This window comes from Jiella sp. M17.18 (assembly GCF_041027365.1).
Lineage (GTDB): Bacteria > Pseudomonadota > Alphaproteobacteria > Rhizobiales > Rhizobiaceae > VKMB-3413.
Genome location: NZ_JBFTEH010000002.1, coordinates 26,554 through 44,328 on the forward strand (window position 1 = coordinate 26,554; position 17,775 = coordinate 44,328).

General features: G+C 67.9%; 17 protein-coding genes. 7 read left to right on the forward strand and 10 right to left on the reverse strand.

Features of this window, described 5'->3' with window-relative positions; translation table 11 throughout:
• Nucleotides 1-63 precede the first annotated feature (63 nt).
• Together AB5S17_RS03495 and AB5S17_RS03500 are read right to left on the reverse strand one after the other, a co-directional pair.
• Nucleotides 64-642, reverse strand: a complete 579-nt coding sequence (locus tag AB5S17_RS03495; RefSeq protein WP_369236212.1) for a regulatory protein RecX — start codon at nt 640-642, stop codon at nt 64-66.
• 197 nt (nt 643-839) lie between these two features.
• A complete protein-coding gene (locus AB5S17_RS03500) occupies nt 840-1,781 on the reverse strand; it encodes a LysR substrate-binding domain-containing protein (RefSeq protein ID WP_369236214.1) in 942 nt (313 codons plus the stop codon).
• Nucleotides 1,782-1,923: 142 nt separating this feature from the next.
• Between AB5S17_RS03500 and AB5S17_RS03505 the strand changes: the two genes are divergently transcribed.
• The 4 genes from AB5S17_RS03505 to AB5S17_RS03520 all read left to right on the forward strand — a co-directional run bounded on the left by AB5S17_RS03505 (nt 1,924) and on the right by AB5S17_RS03520 (nt 6,342).
• Nucleotides 1,924-2,220: a hypothetical protein gene (locus AB5S17_RS03505; protein WP_369236216.1), complete on the forward strand. Its 297-nt coding sequence runs from the start codon at nt 1,924-1,926 to the stop codon at nt 2,218-2,220.
• A gap of 399 nt (nt 2,221-2,619) precedes the next feature.
• A complete protein-coding gene (locus tag AB5S17_RS03510; RefSeq protein ID WP_369236218.1) occupies nt 2,620-3,261 on the forward strand; it encodes a TRAP transporter small permease subunit in 642 nt (213 codons plus the stop codon).
• Nucleotides 3,258-5,270, forward strand: coding sequence for a TRAP transporter large permease subunit (locus tag AB5S17_RS03515; RefSeq protein ID WP_369236220.1), 2,013 nt, complete (start codon nt 3,258-3,260; stop codon nt 5,268-5,270). The genes AB5S17_RS03510 and AB5S17_RS03515 overlap by 4 nt, the downstream gene beginning before the upstream one ends.
• A 70-nt stretch (nt 5,271-5,340) precedes the next feature.
• Nucleotides 5,341-6,342 (forward strand): DUF4424 domain-containing protein, encoded by a 1,002-nt coding sequence (locus AB5S17_RS03520; RefSeq protein ID WP_369236222.1) that lies wholly within the window; start codon nt 5,341-5,343, stop codon nt 6,340-6,342.
• A gap of 30 nt (nt 6,343-6,372) precedes the next feature.
• Here the strand turns inward: AB5S17_RS03520 and AB5S17_RS03525 are convergent, their stop codons facing one another.
• The 5 genes from AB5S17_RS03525 to AB5S17_RS03545 form a co-directional block, all read right to left on the reverse strand.
• The gene (locus tag AB5S17_RS03525; protein WP_369236224.1) at nt 6,373-6,663 is read right to left on the reverse strand and encodes a helix-turn-helix domain-containing protein; all 291 of its coding nucleotides are present in this window, start codon (nt 6,661-6,663) and stop codon (nt 6,373-6,375) included.
• Nucleotides 6,664-6,667: 4 nt separating this feature from the next.
• Nucleotides 6,668-7,009 carry a type II toxin-antitoxin system RelE/ParE family toxin gene (locus tag AB5S17_RS03530; protein WP_369236226.1) on the reverse strand — a complete coding sequence of 114 codons (342 nt, stop codon included), beginning with the start codon at nt 7,007-7,009 and terminating at the stop codon, nt 6,668-6,670.
• Between the two features lie 208 nt (nt 7,010-7,217).
• Nucleotides 7,218-7,922, reverse strand: a complete 705-nt coding sequence (locus AB5S17_RS03535; RefSeq protein ID WP_369236228.1) for a chromosome partitioning protein ParA — start codon at nt 7,920-7,922, stop codon at nt 7,218-7,220.
• Nucleotides 7,923-8,259: 337 nt separating this feature from the next.
• Nucleotides 8,260-9,378, reverse strand: coding sequence for a TRAP transporter substrate-binding protein (locus tag AB5S17_RS03540; protein WP_369236230.1), 1,119 nt, complete (start codon nt 9,376-9,378; stop codon nt 8,260-8,262).
• A gap of 203 nt (nt 9,379-9,581) precedes the next feature.
• The gene (locus AB5S17_RS03545; protein ID WP_369236232.1) at nt 9,582-10,697 is read right to left on the reverse strand and encodes a TRAP transporter substrate-binding protein; all 1,116 of its coding nucleotides are present in this window, start codon (nt 10,695-10,697) and stop codon (nt 9,582-9,584) included.
• Between the two features lie 319 nt (nt 10,698-11,016).
• Here AB5S17_RS03545 and AB5S17_RS03550 point away from each other — a divergent pair, with 319 nt between their 5' ends.
• Both AB5S17_RS03550 and AB5S17_RS03555 read left to right on the forward strand, forming a co-directional pair.
• Nucleotides 11,017-12,132 carry a transporter substrate-binding domain-containing protein gene (locus tag AB5S17_RS03550; RefSeq protein ID WP_369236234.1) on the forward strand — a complete coding sequence of 372 codons (1,116 nt, stop codon included), beginning with the start codon at nt 11,017-11,019 and terminating at the stop codon, nt 12,130-12,132.
• A gap of 179 nt (nt 12,133-12,311) precedes the next feature.
• A complete protein-coding gene (locus tag AB5S17_RS03555) occupies nt 12,312-13,079 on the forward strand; it encodes a gamma-glutamyl-gamma-aminobutyrate hydrolase family protein (RefSeq protein WP_369236236.1) in 768 nt (255 codons plus the stop codon).
• Nucleotides 13,080-13,113: 34 nt separating this feature from the next.
• Here AB5S17_RS03555 and AB5S17_RS03560 read toward each other — a convergent pair whose 3' ends face one another.
• Nucleotides 13,114-14,124 carry a ligase-associated DNA damage response exonuclease gene (locus tag AB5S17_RS03560; protein ID WP_369237371.1) on the reverse strand — a complete coding sequence of 337 codons (1,011 nt, stop codon included), beginning with the start codon at nt 14,122-14,124 and terminating at the stop codon, nt 13,114-13,116.
• 279 nt (nt 14,125-14,403) lie between these two features.
• On the opposite strand from AB5S17_RS03560, the gene AB5S17_RS03565 reads away from it, so the two are divergent.
• A complete protein-coding gene (locus AB5S17_RS03565; RefSeq protein ID WP_369236238.1) occupies nt 14,404-15,870 on the forward strand; it encodes a peroxidase family protein in 1,467 nt (488 codons plus the stop codon).
• Nucleotides 15,871-15,972: 102 nt separating this feature from the next.
• Here the strand turns inward: AB5S17_RS03565 and AB5S17_RS03570 are convergent, their stop codons facing one another.
• Entirely contained in the window at nt 15,973-17,118 is a 1,146-nt protein-coding gene (locus AB5S17_RS03570) for a transporter substrate-binding domain-containing protein (RefSeq protein ID WP_369236240.1), read from the reverse strand.
• A 120-nt stretch (nt 17,119-17,238) separates the two neighbouring features.
• Nucleotides 17,239-17,694 (reverse strand): isoprenylcysteine carboxylmethyltransferase family protein, encoded by a 456-nt coding sequence (locus AB5S17_RS03575; RefSeq protein WP_369236242.1) that lies wholly within the window; start codon nt 17,692-17,694, stop codon nt 17,239-17,241.
• Nucleotides 17,695-17,775 lie beyond the last annotated feature (81 nt).

Sequence of the window (17,775 nt, forward strand, 5' to 3'; positions counted from 1 at the left end):
GCGGAACGACGAGGGACGGCGGATGGCGCGGAGGAGGAAGAGCGGGCAGCGCGGCGGCGCGCCTCACCGCTCGGGCTCGACCGGCCCGATGTGTCGCTCGTCTCCCGAAGCGTCCTCGCCGAACCGGTCGCCGGAGCCGTCGATGACGGCAACGGCGTGGCCATAGGCGTGACCCGCGCGAACCATCGCGGCGACGTCCTTGTCGCGCCGCTCCGCCCGCTGGCGCAGGCGGAAGGGTCCGAGGCGGCGGCGGCGGGCATAAGCGAAGGCGGCGGTCGCCTCGTCGGTCTCGTCCTCGGCCAGCACCTCGTTGATCATCTCACCGTCGACGCCCTTCTGACGCAGCTTCGCTGCGGTCATCGAGCGTGAGGTTCCGCGGCGGCGCAGGCTGGCGGCGCGACCCTCGGCAAAGCTCCGGTCGTCGACGAGGCCGAGGTCGACGAGCCGGGCGAGCGTCGTCTCGATCAGCGCCTCGTGCCGGCCGGGATCGTCGCCCGCGGCGAGTGCGCGCCGCATCACCTTGCGCCGCAGGACGCGGCGCAGGTTCTCGACCGATGTGGCGTAGCGCTCGACATAATGTGCCGCCGCGCGCATCAGCCACTCCGCGCTGACCGGCCGGCTCGCAGGCTTGTCCGTGTCCATCGCCGCTTCTTAAGGTGCGCACGGCACGGCGGGCAACCGGCCGCCCCCCAGGAAGGCTACGCCGGGGGCACAGCCTCATCCGCACCGCCCGGCCAATTCCTGCAAGTGTCGCAGGAGACCCGGCCGGCCGGCTGCGGCCGGCGTCGACCAGATGCGAGCGATGCGGGCGGAAGAGAGCGCCCTTCGCGCGCGGCGGGTCACGCCGCGTCGACGAAGTCGGACAGGCTGTCGCACCAGCCGCGCATCAGCTGCGACAGGCGCGCATGCGCAAAATCGATGAAGGCGCGCACCGCCGGCAGCATCTCGCGGCGGGAGGTGAAGGCGATGTGCAGGATCGAGTGGTCGCCGCTCCAGTCCGGCAGCACGCGGACGAGTTCGCCGGAGCGGATCATGCTTGCCGTGAACATCTCGGGAAGCAGCGCGATGCCGCCGCCGTTCCTGGCGGCCTGGCTGTGGACGGAGAGCGAGGGGGAGATGATCTGCGGGAGGATGCGCACGCTCTGCGTCCCGCCGGCGCGATGGCTGAGACGCCAGGTCTCGCCGTCGATCCCGTCCTGCGCGATCGTCGCGAAGCGCGGCAGGTCGCGGGGAAAGGCAGGCGTTCCGGCCCGCTCCAGATAGGCCGGGCTTGCCACCAGCGCCTTCGACACGTCCGCGATCCGCTTGACGATCAGGTCGCCGTCGCCCGGCTGGTCGAGCGTACCGCCGCGGATCGCTACGTCGACATGTTCCTCGACGAGGTCGAAGCGGCGCATGCCGACCAGAAGCCGCACCCGCACCAGCGGATGGGCCGCCAGGAACTCCGGCAGGCCGGCGCCGAGCGTCGCGGCGCAGGCGCCGGGAAGACAGGCGACGGTGACGAGGCCCCGCGGCTCCGCGCTCATCGCCGTCGCCATCTGCTCCGCGGCCTCCATTTCGGCCACCGCGGCCCGGCACTTCTCGTAGAATTCCAGACCGATCGCCGTGACCGCGAAGCTGTGCGTGGTGCGGTCGATCAGGCGCACGCCCAGATCCTGCTCCAGTGCCAGCATCCGCCGCGACAGCGTCGACTTGCCGATGCCGATGTCGCGCGCGGCGGCATTGAAGCCGCCATTGCGCACGACGGCTTCGAAATAACGAAAATCGTTGAAATCACGCATCTGCCCTGTCCCAAATTCGGGACGCAATGTCCCTCTCCCGGTTCTACCGCGTGTCCTGTTGCAGGAATAGATCAGCCGCGAGCGCCGATGACGCAAAATTGGCATGGGCGAGCTCTGCTGACACGTCAAGAAAGGGATCACGATGAGCAAGAAATGGATTGCGGCCGCAGCTGCCGGCGGTCTTCTCGTCGCCTCGAACGCTTCCTTCGCCGCGGGGCTGGTTCCGGGGTCGAGCTACACGTTCTACGATACGACTCCGGCTTCGAAGGTGCAGACGATCGCACCCACGGAGCAGCCGCTGTCGATCGACGGTCGCGGCACCTACAACATGCCGGCGGTATCGGCCGGCAATGCCGCGCGCCAGGATCAGCGGGCGACCACGCCTGCGTCCTCGGGTCGGGCTGCGTTGATCGTTCCGGGCTCCGGCTACACCTTCTGAACACACTACTTTCCGGCCGGACTTGAACCGGACAGAGCCTCCGTCCCGCTTCCCGCGGGACGGAGGCTTTTTCATGTGCCGCCTCCGGTGCGCAGCCTTCGGCGGACGCGCCCGCGCCGGTGCCGGCCGGCCGGACGATGCGGCCGCGGCACCCGCCTGCCTGCGGCGAGTGCATCGGCGACCCGTCCCGCCCAAGCGCTTGCGCGACCGGTCAATTCCCCTTAACGGACGGAGGCTTTTTCGTGGACCTGCGCCCTCGTGCATGGCATGCACCGCGCGGGCGCGGCCGGTCTCCGGCATGTCCCGATCAGCAAGATGACGAAACAGACGGCGCCGGAAGCCTCATCCTTCCCGGATGCCGCACAATCCTCGGGCAAAACGAGGGGGGATCCTGGCCGTATGTCGGCTCTCATGTCCTTTGCACGCGGTATCGACCGGGTGACGACCTTCATCGGCCGGGCGGTCGCCTGGCTGATCCTGGTGGTCGTCTTGGTGAGTGCCGGCAACGCGGTCATCCGCAAGATCTTCGACATGTCGTCGAATGCCTGGCTCGAACTGCAGTGGTATCTGTTCGGCGCGATCTTCATGCTCGCCGCCGCCTGGACCCTGCAGCGCAACGAGCACATCCGCGTCGACATCATCTCGAACATGCTGTCGAAGAAGACGCGCGACTGGATCGACTTCCTCGGCCACATCTTCTTCCTTCTGCCGTTCTGTGTGCTGATGACCTGGCTGCTGGTGCCGTATGTCATCCAGTCCTTCGAGCGGCAGGAATACTCGCCGAATGCCGGCGGCCTGATCATCTGGCCGGCCAAGGCCCTGCTTCTGGCGGGCTTCGTCCTCCTGCTGCTGCAGGCGGTCTCCGAGCTCATCAAGCGGACGGCCGTCTTGTTCTTCGGCTTCGAGGACACGACGCCGATGGCGGCCTCGCATGCCGAGGCGGGCGAACTGGCGGCGCTGGAGCCGGACGCACCGGAAGGCGGTGCCGAGGCGCCGGAGGCCGGCCGTGTCCGTGAGCGCGATTCGGGAGCGGCACGATGAGCGAATTCGTCGCCCACAATCTCGCGCCGATCATGTTCGGCTCGCTGGTGATCGTGCTCCTGCTCGGCTACCCCGTCGCCTTCTCGCTCGCCGCGATCGGCCTCGGCTACTTCGTCGTCGGCGTCGAGCTCGCCCCGCATTCGACCGACATCAACCTGTTCTGGCCGCTTCTGAAGGCGCTGCCGGACCGGTTCTTCGGCGGCGTCATGTCGAACGACACGCTGCTGGCGATCCCCTTCTTCACCTTCATGGGGCTGATTCTCGAACGGTCCGGCATGGCCGAGGACCTGCTCGAGACGATCGGCCAGCTGTTCGGCCCCTTGCGCGGCGGCCTCGCCTATGCGGTGATCTTCGTCGGCGCGCTGCTCGCCGCAACGACCGGCGTCGTCGCGGCGTCGGTCATCGCGATGGGCCTGATCTCGCTGCCGATCATGCTGCGCTACGGCTACGACCGGCGTCTCGCCTCCGGCGTCATCGTGGCCTCGGGGACGCTGGCGCAGATCGTGCCGCCCTCGCTGGTGCTGATCGTCCTTGCCGATCAGCTCGGCCGCTCGGTCGGCGACATGTATTCCGGCGCGCTCGTCCCCTCGCTGGTGCTGACCGGCCTCTACGTCGCCTACATCGTCGGCATGACGATCTTCCGGGCGAAGTCGGCCCCGGCCCTCCCGATGGAGGCGCGCACGCTCGGGCGCGGCGTCACCTCGCTGATCGTTTCCGTCGTCCTCGCGGTCGCGCTGAGCTATGCCGCGAGCGTCTATCTCGAGGACAAGGTGCAGCAGGGCGCGGTGATCTGGGGCGCCTGCGTCGGCGTCCTCGCGATCTACCTCGTCGCCGTCGTCAACAAGGCGCTCAAGCTCAAGCTCCTGTCGTACCTCAGCCAGCAGGTGATCATCGTGATGATCCCGCCGCTGGCGCTGATCTTCCTGGTGCTCGGCACGATCTTCCTCGGCGTCGCGACGCCGACGGAGGGCGGCGCGATGGGCGCGGTCGGCGCGCTGGCGCTGGCCTTCGGCAAGCGCAAGCTGAACCTCTCCCTGATGACGCAGGCGATGGAATCGACGACGAAGCTTTCCGCCTTCGTTCTTTTCGTCCTCGTCGGCAGCCGGGTCTTCTCGCTGACCTTCTACGGCGTCAACGGCCATATCTGGGTCGAGGAGCTGCTGACGTCCGTGCCGGGCGGCGAGACCGGCTTCCTGATCGTCGTCAACCTCCTGGTCTTCTTCCTCGCCTTCTTCCTCGACTTCTTCGAGCTCGCCTTCATCATCGTGCCGCTGCTCGCGCCGGCGGCGGACAAGCTCGGCATCGACCTGATCTGGTTCGGTGTGCTCCTCGGCATCAACATGCAGACGAGCTTCATGCATCCGCCGTTCGGCTTCGCGCTCTTCTACCTGCGTTCGGTGGCGGCCAAGGTGCCGTATCTCGACCGCGTGACCGGCAAGCGCATGCAACCGGTGACGACCGGCCAGATCTATTGGGGCGCCCTGCCCTTCGTCTGCATCCAGGTCATCATGGTGGCGCTGACGATCATCTTCCCGCAGATGGTGATGCGCTACAAGGCGACGGGGCCGGCGGTCGATACGAGCAACATCCAGCTGCAGCTGCCGAACATGGGCGGCGGCAATGGCGGCGACTTCGGCCTGCCGCCGCTCGGCGGCGCATCCGGCACCGCCGGCCCGGGCGCGGCCGGGGGCGCTTCGTCGGGCCAGAACAATCCGCTGGGCCTGCCGCCGCTGGCCTTTCCGGGTGCTCCTTCGGGTGGTGCTTCTGGGCCAGCGGCTCCGGCAGCGCCTGCTCGAGGTGCGGGCAGCGCCTCGCGGCCGCAGCCTGCACTCGGCCTGCCGCCGCTCGACCTCGACCAGCCGGCCGGGAGCTCCAGCGGCAGCACCGGCGCTGCTGCACCCGCGCCGGCCACAGCACCGCCGCCCGGTGTCGCGGCACCGACGGCGCCGGCCCAGCCGTCGCAGGGCAAGCCCGCGGTCGACCTGTCGCAGCCGCCCTCGTTCAACTGAGATCGCCGCTTCCGCGCCGAAGCGACGCAAGGTAAACATCGCGGGCATTCCACATCTAGGGATTCCCGCGATGATCCGCCCGCTCCTCGTCGTCACGCTGCTCTGCGGCAGCGCGCTCGCTGCCCGCGCCAACGACACGACGGCCAATCTCGCCGTCGGCGGCCTCGTCTTCACCAGGACCAACGCCGTCGCGATGCGATCGGAGGCCCTGTCGATCTCGCAGCAGCGCGTCGACGTCGCCTATGTCTTCGTGAACGAAAGCGAGCAGCCGGTCACGACGACGGTCGCCTTCCCGCTGCCGACGATCCAGCTCGACCCGTTCGACTTCAACGTCGACATCCCGAGCGACGACCCGGGCAATCCGTTCGCCTTCCGCACGAGCGTCGACGGCCAGCCGGTGACCATGGCGGTCGACCGCGCGGCCTTCGTCGGCGACAGGAACGTCACCGCGATCCTGCAGAAGCTGGGCGTTGCCTTCGCGCCGCCGACCGAGGCGACGACCGCCGCGCTCGACGCCCTGCCCCAGCCGGAGAAGAAGCGGCTGGAAGCGGCCGGCATCGCCAAGACGGACAGCTTCGACGCCGGCAAGGGCTGGGAGACGCATCTGGCGCCGGCCTGGGCCTATCGGATCACCTATCACTGGGACCAGACCTTTCCGCCCGGCCGGCCGGTCTCCGTCACCCACAGCTACAAGCCCTCCGTCGGCGCGACCGTCGCGACGCCGCTCGGCTCGAAATACGCAACGCCGCAGGAGATCGCAGAGAAGCGCAAGCGCTACTGCATCGAGGATGACCTGATGCGAACGGTCGCGAAGCGGACGAGAGCAGCCGAGGCGTCCGGCGGCATCGGCTTTTCCGAACGCTGGATCGACTATGTCCTGACGACCGGCGCCAACTGGGCGAAGCCGATCGGCTCCTTCAGCCTCTCCGTCGACAAGGGCGCGCCGCAGAACCTCGTCAGCTTCTGCGCGACCGGCGTGACGAAGATCGGCCCGACGCGGTTCCAGGTGAAGAAGCAGAACTTCCTGCCCAAATCGGACCTCGCGATCCTGATCCTGGTGCCGGGGTCCTAGGCGGTGGAGGACCCGACCGGCGGACCAGCGTCAAAGGATCGTCTCGACGCCCTTCTGCTTCGCCAGAGAGAGCAGTTTCAGGGATGAGCCGCTCGGCCGCTTCTCGCCCTGCTCCCATTTGCTGACGACGGACGTGCTGACGTTCAACACCTTGGCGAAGACCGCCTGGCTCATCTGAGCCGCCTCACGGATGTCTCGGATTTCCTCTGCATCGAGCTCTCGAACAGTGGTCAGGCACTCGATGTCGAAATCCCGCATCGTCCGCCGATCGATCGCGCCGACCTTGTGGAGCCCCTCCATGGCGGAGTGAAGGGACCGCAAAGCCTTACTCCGATACGTCTTCCGCCGCTCCATAATCCACCTCGATCCATTCTTCCGCTCGCAGAAGCGCGTCGATCGCTTCGGGGCCGAGATCGGCGATATGCCTGGCTGCGGCGCGATACGCGCGCAGTTCGCCGGAGCTGAGCGTCGCTTTGTCCCGCTTGCCGAAGAGATGCACGAACACGATCCGGTCCGCGACCTTGTAAACGATGATGGCCCGATGACCGCCGCTTCGCCCGCCCGCACCCTGTGAGATCCGCCGCTTGACCAGATAGGCGCCGAGATCGGCATCGATCTTCCCGGCCAGCGTCCGCGCCACAACACGCGTCAGTTCGGGCGCCGTCACCTTCCTCCCGTCGCGCGAGGCGCTCGAACTCCTTGGTCTTGAAGACCCGCATCGTCCCCGCCGGCGGCAGCGTTCAGCAGACCGTCTTCCGGCGCAACTGTACGCGCAGATACCCATTTGCCGCCTAATCTATAGGACCTGGTCTTATGGATCGATCCTGAGGCCGAAGATCCGCAAGGGCGGCATCATCGCCTCGAGGATATGTCGCTTAGGCGGCGCGCGGCAGCCTCGTCGGCAGAACCGGCCGCTCTGCCGCCGCCCTCCGGCCGAGGATGCCGATCTCGTAGGCGAGCGTCGCGGCTTCGGCGCGGGCGCGGTCGAGGCCCGGCGCGACGTCGTCGGCGAGCGTGAAGATCGTTCCGCCATGCAGGAACGGCGCCTCGTAGGCGGCACGCTGGACGAGGCCGATCGGCAGCCGGCGCGTCGCGCTGGCGGCGATGATGGCTTCGACGCTGCGGGCGATGCGGCTCGGGATCGTAGTGACGGCGCTGGCGACGAAGCACCAGTCGCGATCGCGCCGGCCCTTGCCGGCTTCCTCCGCCAGCATTGCGGCCGTCGCCACGGCGTAACGCGCCGAAAGCGGCGAGAAGCGGACCGGGATCAGCGCCCGGTCGGCGAGGCACGCGGCGGCGCGGATGGTGCTCGCCTCGTCGCCTGCATCGACGATGGCGAAATCGCCGCGGCGGCGGGCGCCGCGCACCAGCCGTTCGATCGTCTCCTCGTCCCGCGTGCGCTCGACGGTGATCGTCCGGGGGACGCCGCCCATTGCGGCCCAGGCGGCGATGTCGCCGTCGCGCGCGGCGTCGATCAGCATGACGGGGATCTCGGCCGCGGCTGCGACGCTTGCCAGGGTCAGGGCGACGGTCGAGGTGCCGGAGGTCTTGAGCGAACCGACGGAGACGACAGGAAGCATGGGAGAGGCCTTTGATGCGGAACGAGTGCTGCCCGCAAAGCGGTTTCGGAAACGATCGGCGGGACATCCCGCAGCCGCGACGACGGATCTGCGACCGGCGTTCGCAACGGTTCCCGATTCTTCCTCCTCATGGTTGACCGAGGCTGGATTGTCGCTCGGCGGCGACCGACCACGCTGCCAACCGTGCGTCGGGCCGCAATCGCCGAAGCACTTGCCGCCTCTGCATTGAAGTGACTCTCCGAGGGCGAATCCGGACCCAAAAAACGACAGAGGACCCGAAGCGCCTGGCGCTTCGGGCCCTCGATCAAGGATCGTCAAAGGCGGATGGCGGAGCCGCTCAGCCCTGGACCTTCAGCGCACCCTCGCGCTGCTTGATCATCATGAAGGTGTCGAAGGTGTATTCGGCGACCTGGTCCCAGAGATATTCGTCGTTCCGGAACGCCACCATGGAGTCGTAGATCTTCTTGAAGGAGGCGTTCTTGGCGTTGATCTCCTTGTAGACCTCCTGGGTGGCGTTGAAGCTCGCCTCCATGATCTCCTGGCTGAACGGGCGCAGCTTGGCGCCCTGGCCCACGAGCCGCTTCACCGCCGCCGGGTTCTTGTAGTCGTACTCGGCGAGCATCATGACGTTGGTCGCCTTGGCGGCCGTCGAAAGCAGGCTCTGATAGGCCTTCGGCAGCTTGTCGAACTCGCCCTTGTTGGAGAAGAAGCAGAGCGCCAGGCTCCCCTCCCACCAGCCGGGATAGTAGTAGTAGGGGGCGACCTTGTAGAAGCCGAGCTTCTCGTCGTCATAGGGACCGATCCACTCGGCCGCGTCGATGACGCCCTTCTCCAGCGACGGGTAGATGTCGCCGCCGGCGATCTGCTGCGGCACGACGCCGAGCTTCTGCATCGCCTGGCCGGCAAGGCCCGCGATGCGCATCTTCAGGCCCTTCAGATCCTCGACGGTCTTGATCTCCTTGCGGAACCAGCCTCCCATCTGGGTGCCGGTGTTGCCGCCCGGCATGTACTGCATGCCGAGACCGTTGAAGTACTCGTTCAGGAGGTCGATGCCCTGGCCGTAATAGAGCCAGGCGTTGAGGCCGCGCGCGTTCAGCGTGAACGGGATCGTGGCGCCGAGCGCATAGGTCGGGTCCTTGCCGACATAGTAGTACGAGGCGGTGTGGCACATCTGGACGGTGCCATCGATCACCGCGTCGGCGGCCTGCAGGCCGGGAACGATTTCGCCGGCGGCGAAGACCTGGATGTCGAAATTGCCGTCGGTCGCCTCGCGGATGTAGTCGGCGAGGTCGGTCGCGCCGCCATAGATCGTGTCGAGCGACTTCGGGAAGGACGAGGTGCAGCGCCACTGCACCTTCGGCTGCGTCTGGGCGATCGCCGGCGCTGCGAGCGATGACGCACCCGCGGCCCCGAAGGCGCCGATTGCGGAATTCCTGATAAACTTACGGCGGTCCATACTGGATCACTCTCCCTCAGCGTCGCCATCGCTTTGCATCCAGGCGACTGTTCATCCCCGCGCAAGACCTCCTTCGCGGGCACTTCCTCGGCGGCGGGCCGGCGGCGAGCCGCCGGACCCTGTGCAGCGCGATGGCCGACCGCCGCGGCTGCGGCGATCGACGATGGCCGGGCAGCGCGTGCGCCCCCAACGATCTCGGGGCCTCAGCCCTTCATCAGCTCGCCGTTGCGCTGCTTGATCATCATGAAGGTGTCGTAGGAATACTCGGCGATCTGCTCCCACAGGAAGGCGTCGTTCTTGTAGGCGTTCTGGCTCTCCAGCAGCGCCTTGTAGTCGGCGTTCTCGGCCGAGATCTCGCGGTGCAGCTCCTGCGCCGCCTTGAAGCTCGCCTGCATGATGTCCTGGCTGAACGGACGCAGCTTCGCCCCCTGCGCGACGAGCCGCTTCAGCGCCGCAGGGTTCTTGTAGTCGTAGTCGGCGAGCATGCCGCAGTTCGTCGCCTGGCTCGCCGTCTGGAGCAGCGACTGGTACTTCTTCGGCAGCGCGTTCCACTTGTCGAGACCGACGAGGTGATGGAGGTTGGCGCCGCCCTCCCACCAGGCCGGATAGTAGTAGTAGGGGGCGACCTTCACGAAGCCGAGCTTCTCGTCGTCATAGGGGCCGACGAACTCGACCGCGTCCAGCGTACCGCGCTCCAGCGCGGCGTAGATGTCGCCGGCGGCGATCTGCTGCGGCACGACGCCGAGCTTCTGCACGACGCGGCCGGCCAGGCCCGCAATGCGGAGCTTCAGGCCCTTCAGGTCGTCGACCGTCTTGATCTCCTTGCGATACCAGCCACCCATCTGCGCGCCGGTGTCGCCCGCCGGCATGCCGTAGACGCCGCTCTTGGCGAGGAACTTGTTGAACAGGTCGTTGCCGCCGCCTTCGTAGAACCAGGCGTTGGTCTGCCGCGCATTCAGCCCGAACGGAACGGCAGTGCCGAAGGCGAAGGCGGGATTCTTGCCGACATAGTAGTACATGGCCGTCTGGCCAAGTTCGACCGTTCCGTTCTGGACTGCGTCGAGAACCTGGGCACCCGGCACGATCTCGCCGGCGGCGAAGACCTCGATCTCGAAGTTGCCGTCGGTCGCCTCGCGCACCCGGTCGGCGAAGCGCTTGGCGGCGCCGTAAAGCGTATCCAGCGATTTCGGGAAGGACGAGGTCAGCCGCCACTGGATCTTCGGGTTCGACTGCGCGATCGCCGGCGCCGCGAGCGTCGAGGCCGCACCGATGCCGATGGCGCCCGTCGCGGCGCCCGAGATGAATTTCCGCCTGTCCATGACTGTCTCCCGAGATGCACGGCGCCGCCTCATGCTGCGGCGCGGTCGATGGGCCGCGCAGATCCTCCCGCCGGCTTTCGCGCGCGACCTTAAGCATGGGGCATGAAAAGGCAAGCGCGCGGCATGGCGGATCCACGCTCGGGCACCGCGGAAGCAAGATGTCTCCAGCAACGGCCTCACCGGCCGCATCGCGGTGAAGTTCTGATCCTGCGGGCGGCGGGCAACGCCCGCGCCTCCCCTCTGCGGGCGGGGCCGGCGGCGCAACCCGCCCGCCGGTTCGCGGCCGGGAACGCCAGCCGGCCCGGCACGTTCGGCAGGCATGTCCGCTCGCTCCTTCCTGCTGATCCTGACCCTTCTCGGCGCTCTGGCCTCGACATCGCCTGCGAACGCCCAGACCGATCTCGTTCCCGGCACGGCCCCCGCCCGCGTGCCGGACCTGAAGGTCGGCATCGTCGAGCGTCCGCCCTTCGCGATGCAGTCGAGCAGCGGCGGCTGGAGCGGGATCGGCGTCGACCTGTGGCGGATGATCGCCGAGGCGAAGGGTTACGCCTTTCATTGGGTGCCGCTGAAGAGCGATCCGGCGCAGGCGGTCGAGACCGGCGCCGTCGACCTCGCACTGCCGGTGACGGCCTCGCCGAAGGGGGAGGCAAAGCTCGACTACACGCTGCCCTTCTTCACCGCGCGGCTCGGCGCGGCCGGCTTGAGCAGCATCGATCCGCTCAGCGTCGCCGAGGCGTTCCTGTCGTGGCAGTTCCTGCGCATCATGCTGCTCATCGCGACGCTGCTCCTCATCGTCGGGGTGATCATGTGGGCGATCGAACACCGGGCGAACAAGGAGGAGTTCGGCCCCGCGTCGGACGGGGTCGGCCGCTTCCGCGGCTGGCTGCACGGGATCGGCAACGGCTTCTGGTGGTCGGGCGTCACCATGACGACGATCGGCTATGGCGACAAGGCGCCGAAGACGATGCTCGGCCGCGCCGTCGCCATGCTGTGGATGCTGGTCGCCATGGCGCTCACATCGGGGCTGACGGCCTCGATCGTCGCCGCCACGAACCTCCAGCAGATCGGCCGGCTGCAACTGCCCCAGGACCTGAAGGGCGAGCAGATCGGCGCCGTCGAGGACAGCGCGACGGCCGCCTATCTCAAATCCGAGAACCTGCCGTTCAAGGCGTATGACGACGTCAAGGGCGCGCTGCAGGACGTCGAGGCCGGGCGGATCGATGTCGCCGTCGCGCCGGTCTCGCTGCTGCGCCAGGCGGAGAAGTCGCTCGGCAGCCATCTGACGATTTCCCCCTCGCAGGCCAACCCCAGCCTCGTCACCTTCGCGCTTCCGCAGGATTCGCGCCTCGCCGAGCCGATGAACACCGAGATCCTGAAGCTGACGACCACAAGCGACTGGACGCATCTGGTCAAACGCTACGCCCCCGACCGCTGAGCCATCGTCGCACCCGCTGAAGTCCGCCGTCTGCGCAGCCGGCGCAACCAGTGCCACCGGGATCAAGGCGGCGGCGCCCGCCTCGGTCGCCGCGAGGGGCTCAAGCGCGAGGCCCATGCGTCGACAAGCGTGCGCAAAGCGCTTATCTCGCGGCCAATCCCGCGAGCACCCGGATTCCCATGACCGCTTCTCCCATCCTCGTCGCCGTGCCGGCGGACGTCCGCGACTTCGAGAACTACCGCTGGCATGCGACGCCCGACACCTATCTGAAGGCGCTGACGAGCGTCGCGGGAGCCGTGCCGGTGATCGTTCCGGCCATGGTCCAGGCCTTCTCGGTGGAGGCATTGCTTGGGCGCGTCGACGGGCTGCTGATGACCGGGTCGGCCTCCAACGTCCATCCGGAGCGCTACGGCGTGCCGCCGAGCGCTGCGCATGAGCCCTTCGACCCCGACCGCGACCGCCTGACCGCGGCGCTGATCAAAGGCGCTGTGGAGCAGGGCGTGCCGCTGCTCTGCGTCTGCCGCGGCCATCAGGAACTGAACGTCGCGCTGGGAGGCACGCTCGCCACCGAGATTCAGGAGATCGCCGGCCGCATGGACCACCGGGCGATCACCCATGACGACCAGCGGGAGCGTTACACCGTGCGCCACGACGTGGCGCTCACCGAGGGCGGTGTCCTTGCCGGCATCGTCGGCCGCGACGCCATCCGCGTCAACTCGCTGCACCGCCAAGCGATCGACCGCCTGGCGGAGGGTCTCGCGGTCGAGGCGACGGCGCCGGACGGCACGGTCGAAGCCGTGTCGGTGAAGGGTGCCAAGGCCTTTGCCCTCGGTGTCCAGTGGCATCCGGAATACTGGGCGGAGATCGATGCGCCGTCGCGGGCGATCTTCACCGCCTTCGGCGACGCCTGCCGGGCGTTCGCCGCCGGCCGCGGGCAGCGGGCCTGACGCGTCCGCCGCCTCGACGCAGGAGAGCCCTCGCCTATTCCGCCTCGTCCTCATAGCCGACGAGGTGGAGCGGGCGGGCGCGGATCTGGCTCAGCTCGCACCAGCGCACCAGCGCCTCCTCGCGGCCATGCGTCACCCAGACCTCTTCCGGCCGGATCTCGTCGATCGTGTCGACGAGTTCGTCCCAGTCGCAATGGTCCGAGATGATCAGCGGCAACTCGACCCCGCGCTGGCGGGCCCGCTGGCGCACCCGCATCCAGCCGGAGGCAAAGCACGCGACCGGATCGGGAAAGCGCCGGGCCCAGCGGTCGGCAAAGGCCGAAGGCGGCCCGACGACGATCGCGCCGGCAAAATCTCCCTTGCCGCCCTTCTCGATCGTTGCCGGCCGCAGGTCTCCGAGGTCGATGCCTTCGCTCTGGTAGAAGTCGCAGAGCTTCTTCAGCGCGCCGTGGATGTAGATCGGATCGTCGTAGCCGGCGTCCCTCAGTTCCTTGATCACCCGCTGCGCCTTGCCGAGCGCATAGGCGCCGACGAGGTGCGTGCGCTCGGGAAACTGCCGCACCGAGGCGAGGAGCTTCTCCACCTCCTCCCCCGTCTGCGGATGCCGGAAGACCGGCAGCGCGAACGTCGCCTCGGTGATGAAGACGTGGCAGGGCACCGGCTCGAAGCCCCGGCAGGTCGGGTCGGCGCGGCGCTTGTAGTCGCCGGAGGCGACGATCCGCAGCCCCTGCCATTCCACCGCGATCTGCGCCGAGCCGAGCACGTGGCCGGCGGGATGGAAGGAGACGGTGACGTCGCCGATGCGAACGGTCTCGCCGAGCGCCGCTTCCTGGCGCTCGGCGCAGAAATCCTCGCCGTAGCGCAGCGCCATGATGGCGAGCGTCTCGCGCGTCGCCATGACCCTGGCATTGCCTCTGCGGGCATGGTCGGCGTGGCCGTGGGTGACGAGCGCCCGCTCCACCGGCCTGACGGGGTCGATGTAGAAGTCGCCGGGCGGACAGTAGAGGCCTTCCGGCGCCGGGCAGAGCAGGTCCTGCGGCTTGATCATGCCGGTGGAGATAGGGCTGCGGCGGGTGCGGCGAAAGCGCCCACCCGGCTTTTGCGACGATTTGTCCGCCGCCACCTTTGATACCGCAAGCTCAAGCCCGCATTTCCAAACAGACTGCACCACCAGGCTCGGCTGATCGTCTTGCGCACAGCGTCTTCGGGTCGGCGCCGATCAGTAGTTTAACCAGAAGACGGACGATCATTACCAGCGGTTGGATTGCGGCCGGAATAAACCAGTGCTAGCTTCCGTAGAGTTAACTGGTCGAGGAGCCCTCCCATGTCGCAGTCGTTCCATGGCCTGACCCGGGTCGATCATCTCGTGAAGGAAAGTCTGGACGGCCGCGCCGCGAGCCTGCCGTTCCCCAACGTGTTCGGCCGGCTGCTGCCGGAGAACCCGCTGACCGGCGCGCTTTCGCCCCAGACGGTCGCCGACGCCTATATCGCGCTCGCCGACAGCATGAAGACCTCCTCGCCGAGCGACGGCCACGCTGACGCCGGCATGACCTTCTTCGGCCAGTTCGTCGATCACGACATCACGCTCGACGCGCAGAGCGCGATCGGGACCACGCTCGATCCGCGGTCGATCCGCAACGTCCGCACGCCGGCGCTCGACCTCGACAACATCTATGGCGACGGCCCGGACGGCTCGCCGCACATCTATTCGGAGAAGTACGACGGCTACCTCCTGTTCGGCCGCAAGGACAACCCGTCCGACCTCGCCCGCAACGACCGCGGCCGTGCCCTGATCGGCGATCCGCGCAACGACGAGAACATCATCGTCAGCCAGATCCAGGGCGCCTTCATCTGCCTGCACAACATCCTGATGAGCCAGGTCGAGAACCAGCAGACGACCAGGTCCGACGTGCACGACTGCGCCACGATGAACATCCGCAGCGACGTGTGGCAGGACGTCGTCCCGCCGCATCTGATGACGTTCGAGCAGGTGCGGCGATTCATCCGGCTGCACTACCAGTACCTGGTCCTGCACGACCTCCTGCCGGCTTTCGTCGCGCAGTCGGTCATCGATTCCGCGCTCGCGCACGATCCGTTCCACGATCTGGGGCCGATCATGCCGGTCGAGTTCTCCGGCGCCGCCTATCGCTTCGGCCATGCCACGGTCCGCCCGCAATACACGCTGAAGAACGGCCACGCGGTGGATCTCTTCGCCATGCGCGGCTTCGAACGGCGCACCGGCGAGGCGGACATCGCCTTCGACCAGTTCTTCGCCATCAACGGCAGCACGCCGCAGAAGGCGACTCCGATCGGACCGCATATGGCGCCGTCGCTCTACGAACTGCCCTTCGTCACCAAGACGATCAAGTTTCTCGGTCTCGACCTTGGGGTCGCGCAGGCGAAGAAACTCGCGCTCCGCAACATCCTGCGGGACCGGGGCACCTACCTCCTGCCCTCGGGCCAACAGGTCGCGCGCCATCTGCGCATCGCCGAACTGCCGCCGCCGAAGGCGCTCACCGACCATCATGTCAGCAAGACGCCGCTCTGGTACTACTGCCTGCAGGAGGCGGGCGAGCAAGGCGGCGGACGCCTGACCGGCGTCGGCGGCGCCATCGTCGCCTCGGTTCTGATCCGGATCCTGAAGCTCGACCCGGAGAGCGTGCTGCACGTTCCGGACTTCAAGCCCTGGAGCGGCTTCGGCGGGAACGGCATGACGCTCGGCAAGATCATGGCCTTCGTGGATCGGCACCGGGCCGAGGTCGCGCATGCGGACGAACTGACGAGCGGCTGACGAGGTCTTCTGCGGCGGGCCGGCAGCCGAACGCCCGTCCGCGCCGCGACGCGGTTCCGGCCGCGTCGCGGTTATCGCGCCTCCTGCTCAGGCGTGGTGGTCTCACCGTTCGCCGTCGCCCAGCGCCTTGAACAGCCGGTCGCTCCAGGCATCGCTCTCGATGATCTGCAGCAGGCTCACATTGACCCGGTCCCGCAGCGGGCTGTCCTCCGGCAGGGCGATGCCATAGTCCTGCCGGCCGAAGGTGCCGGGGAGTACCGTCAGCGCGTCCTGATGCGCGTTGTTGATGCGGTACTGGAGCAGCGGCTTGTCATAGACGAAGGCGTCGATGTCGCCTCGTGCGAGCGCGGCGAGACCAGCCTCGACGGACGCATAGCCCTGGAACCCGACATGCTGGGCGGTCAGCCATCCCTCGCTCGACGAGCCGGGAACCGAGCCGACCGAGACGTTCGGCAGGTCGTTCGGCCCGCTGACCGCTCCCGTCAGGCGATCCGTGGTCAGCGCCGAGGCGATCATTCCGGTGAAGGTCGAGATGATCAGGATCGCGCCGAACATCCAGACCAGCGCGATGACGCGCCCGGCCTTGGTGCGTGGGGCCTTGTCGCCGTAGCCGACCGTCGTCATCGTCACCGCCGAGAACCAGAACCCCGAGCCGATGCCGCGCAGCGCCGTTCCGCCAAACTCCTTGGGATTGTCGTGCCGTTCGACGAGCCAGAACAGCAAGCCGACAAAGCCGAGAAGCGCGGCCAGCGCCAGCACCGCCTGGACGAAGCCCCAGGTGAAGACGCCGGAGAGGACGGCGAGCCAGGCGGAACCCGTCTTCCTCACGGCAATGCCGAAGCCGGTCGAGATGAAGGGATGGGTGAAGTCGACCACCTTCTCGCGCTCCGGCGTGATCGTCATCGCCGCGACGCTCGCGCCGAAGCGGCCGTCGGCGACCCCGTCGATCATGTCCTTCAGGCTGGCTTCCTCGAAGCGGTACTTGATCCCGAGCTCGCGGGCGACCCGGTCCCACAGCCAGATCGAGAGGCCGGACCACTCTCCGTCCTTGCCCTTCATCGCGAAGGGCGGCGCCTCGCGCGTCGCGACCACCATCGTTCCGGAAGCGGGGGCGGCGGCGGGTCGACCGGGCTGACCGCCAGCCGCTCCTTGCGAGTTGCCGGTCTGAGCCTGCGCCAGCGAGACGAAGGACAGCATGAGAAGGACGAGGCCGGCAGCCAGGGCGGTCGCCGGTCGACGAGGAGACATGGGCTGGATCATCGCGGGAAGAGTAGGATTTGCGGCCGAGGGATCAAACGGCGGCGTTGCCGCGCCTCGACGCCCTCCCCCGGCGGTTGAGCGCGCCGGACCCGCCGCTCACCGTCTGCCTCACCAGCGCCGCGTCCGGGCGAAGAAGCGTTCCGCCTCGGCGCCGAACGTCTCGCGCAGCATCGACTCCTCGCCGCGCACAAAGCGGAGATGGATGATGATGGGAAACAACGCGGCGAAGAAGAAGGACGACAGCGCCCCCAGCCACAGGGCCATGCCGAAGAGGACCAGCGTCATGCCCGAATAGATCGGGTTGCGGTTGACCCGGTACGGTCCCTCGACGATCAGCCGGGTCGGCCGATGCCCCGGCTCGATCGTGGTCTTCAGCCGCCGGAACCACAGCACGGCCCAGAGCCCCAGGGCGACGCCGCCAAGGAGCAGAACGAGGCCGAAGACGGCCGCCGGCGGGCTCCAGATGCTTCCGAGCGGCGCATAGCGCGCCGCCAGCCATTCGAGAATGGCGGTCAGGAGTGCCCAGACGGGCGGCAAGTCGGGAAAACGGTGACGCGCGGTCATGCTCACACCAAACACTGCAGCGATAGGCAGACCTGATGGACGAGGCGGCGTCGCCGCGCCTTGATCGGCCGCAAAGCGAGG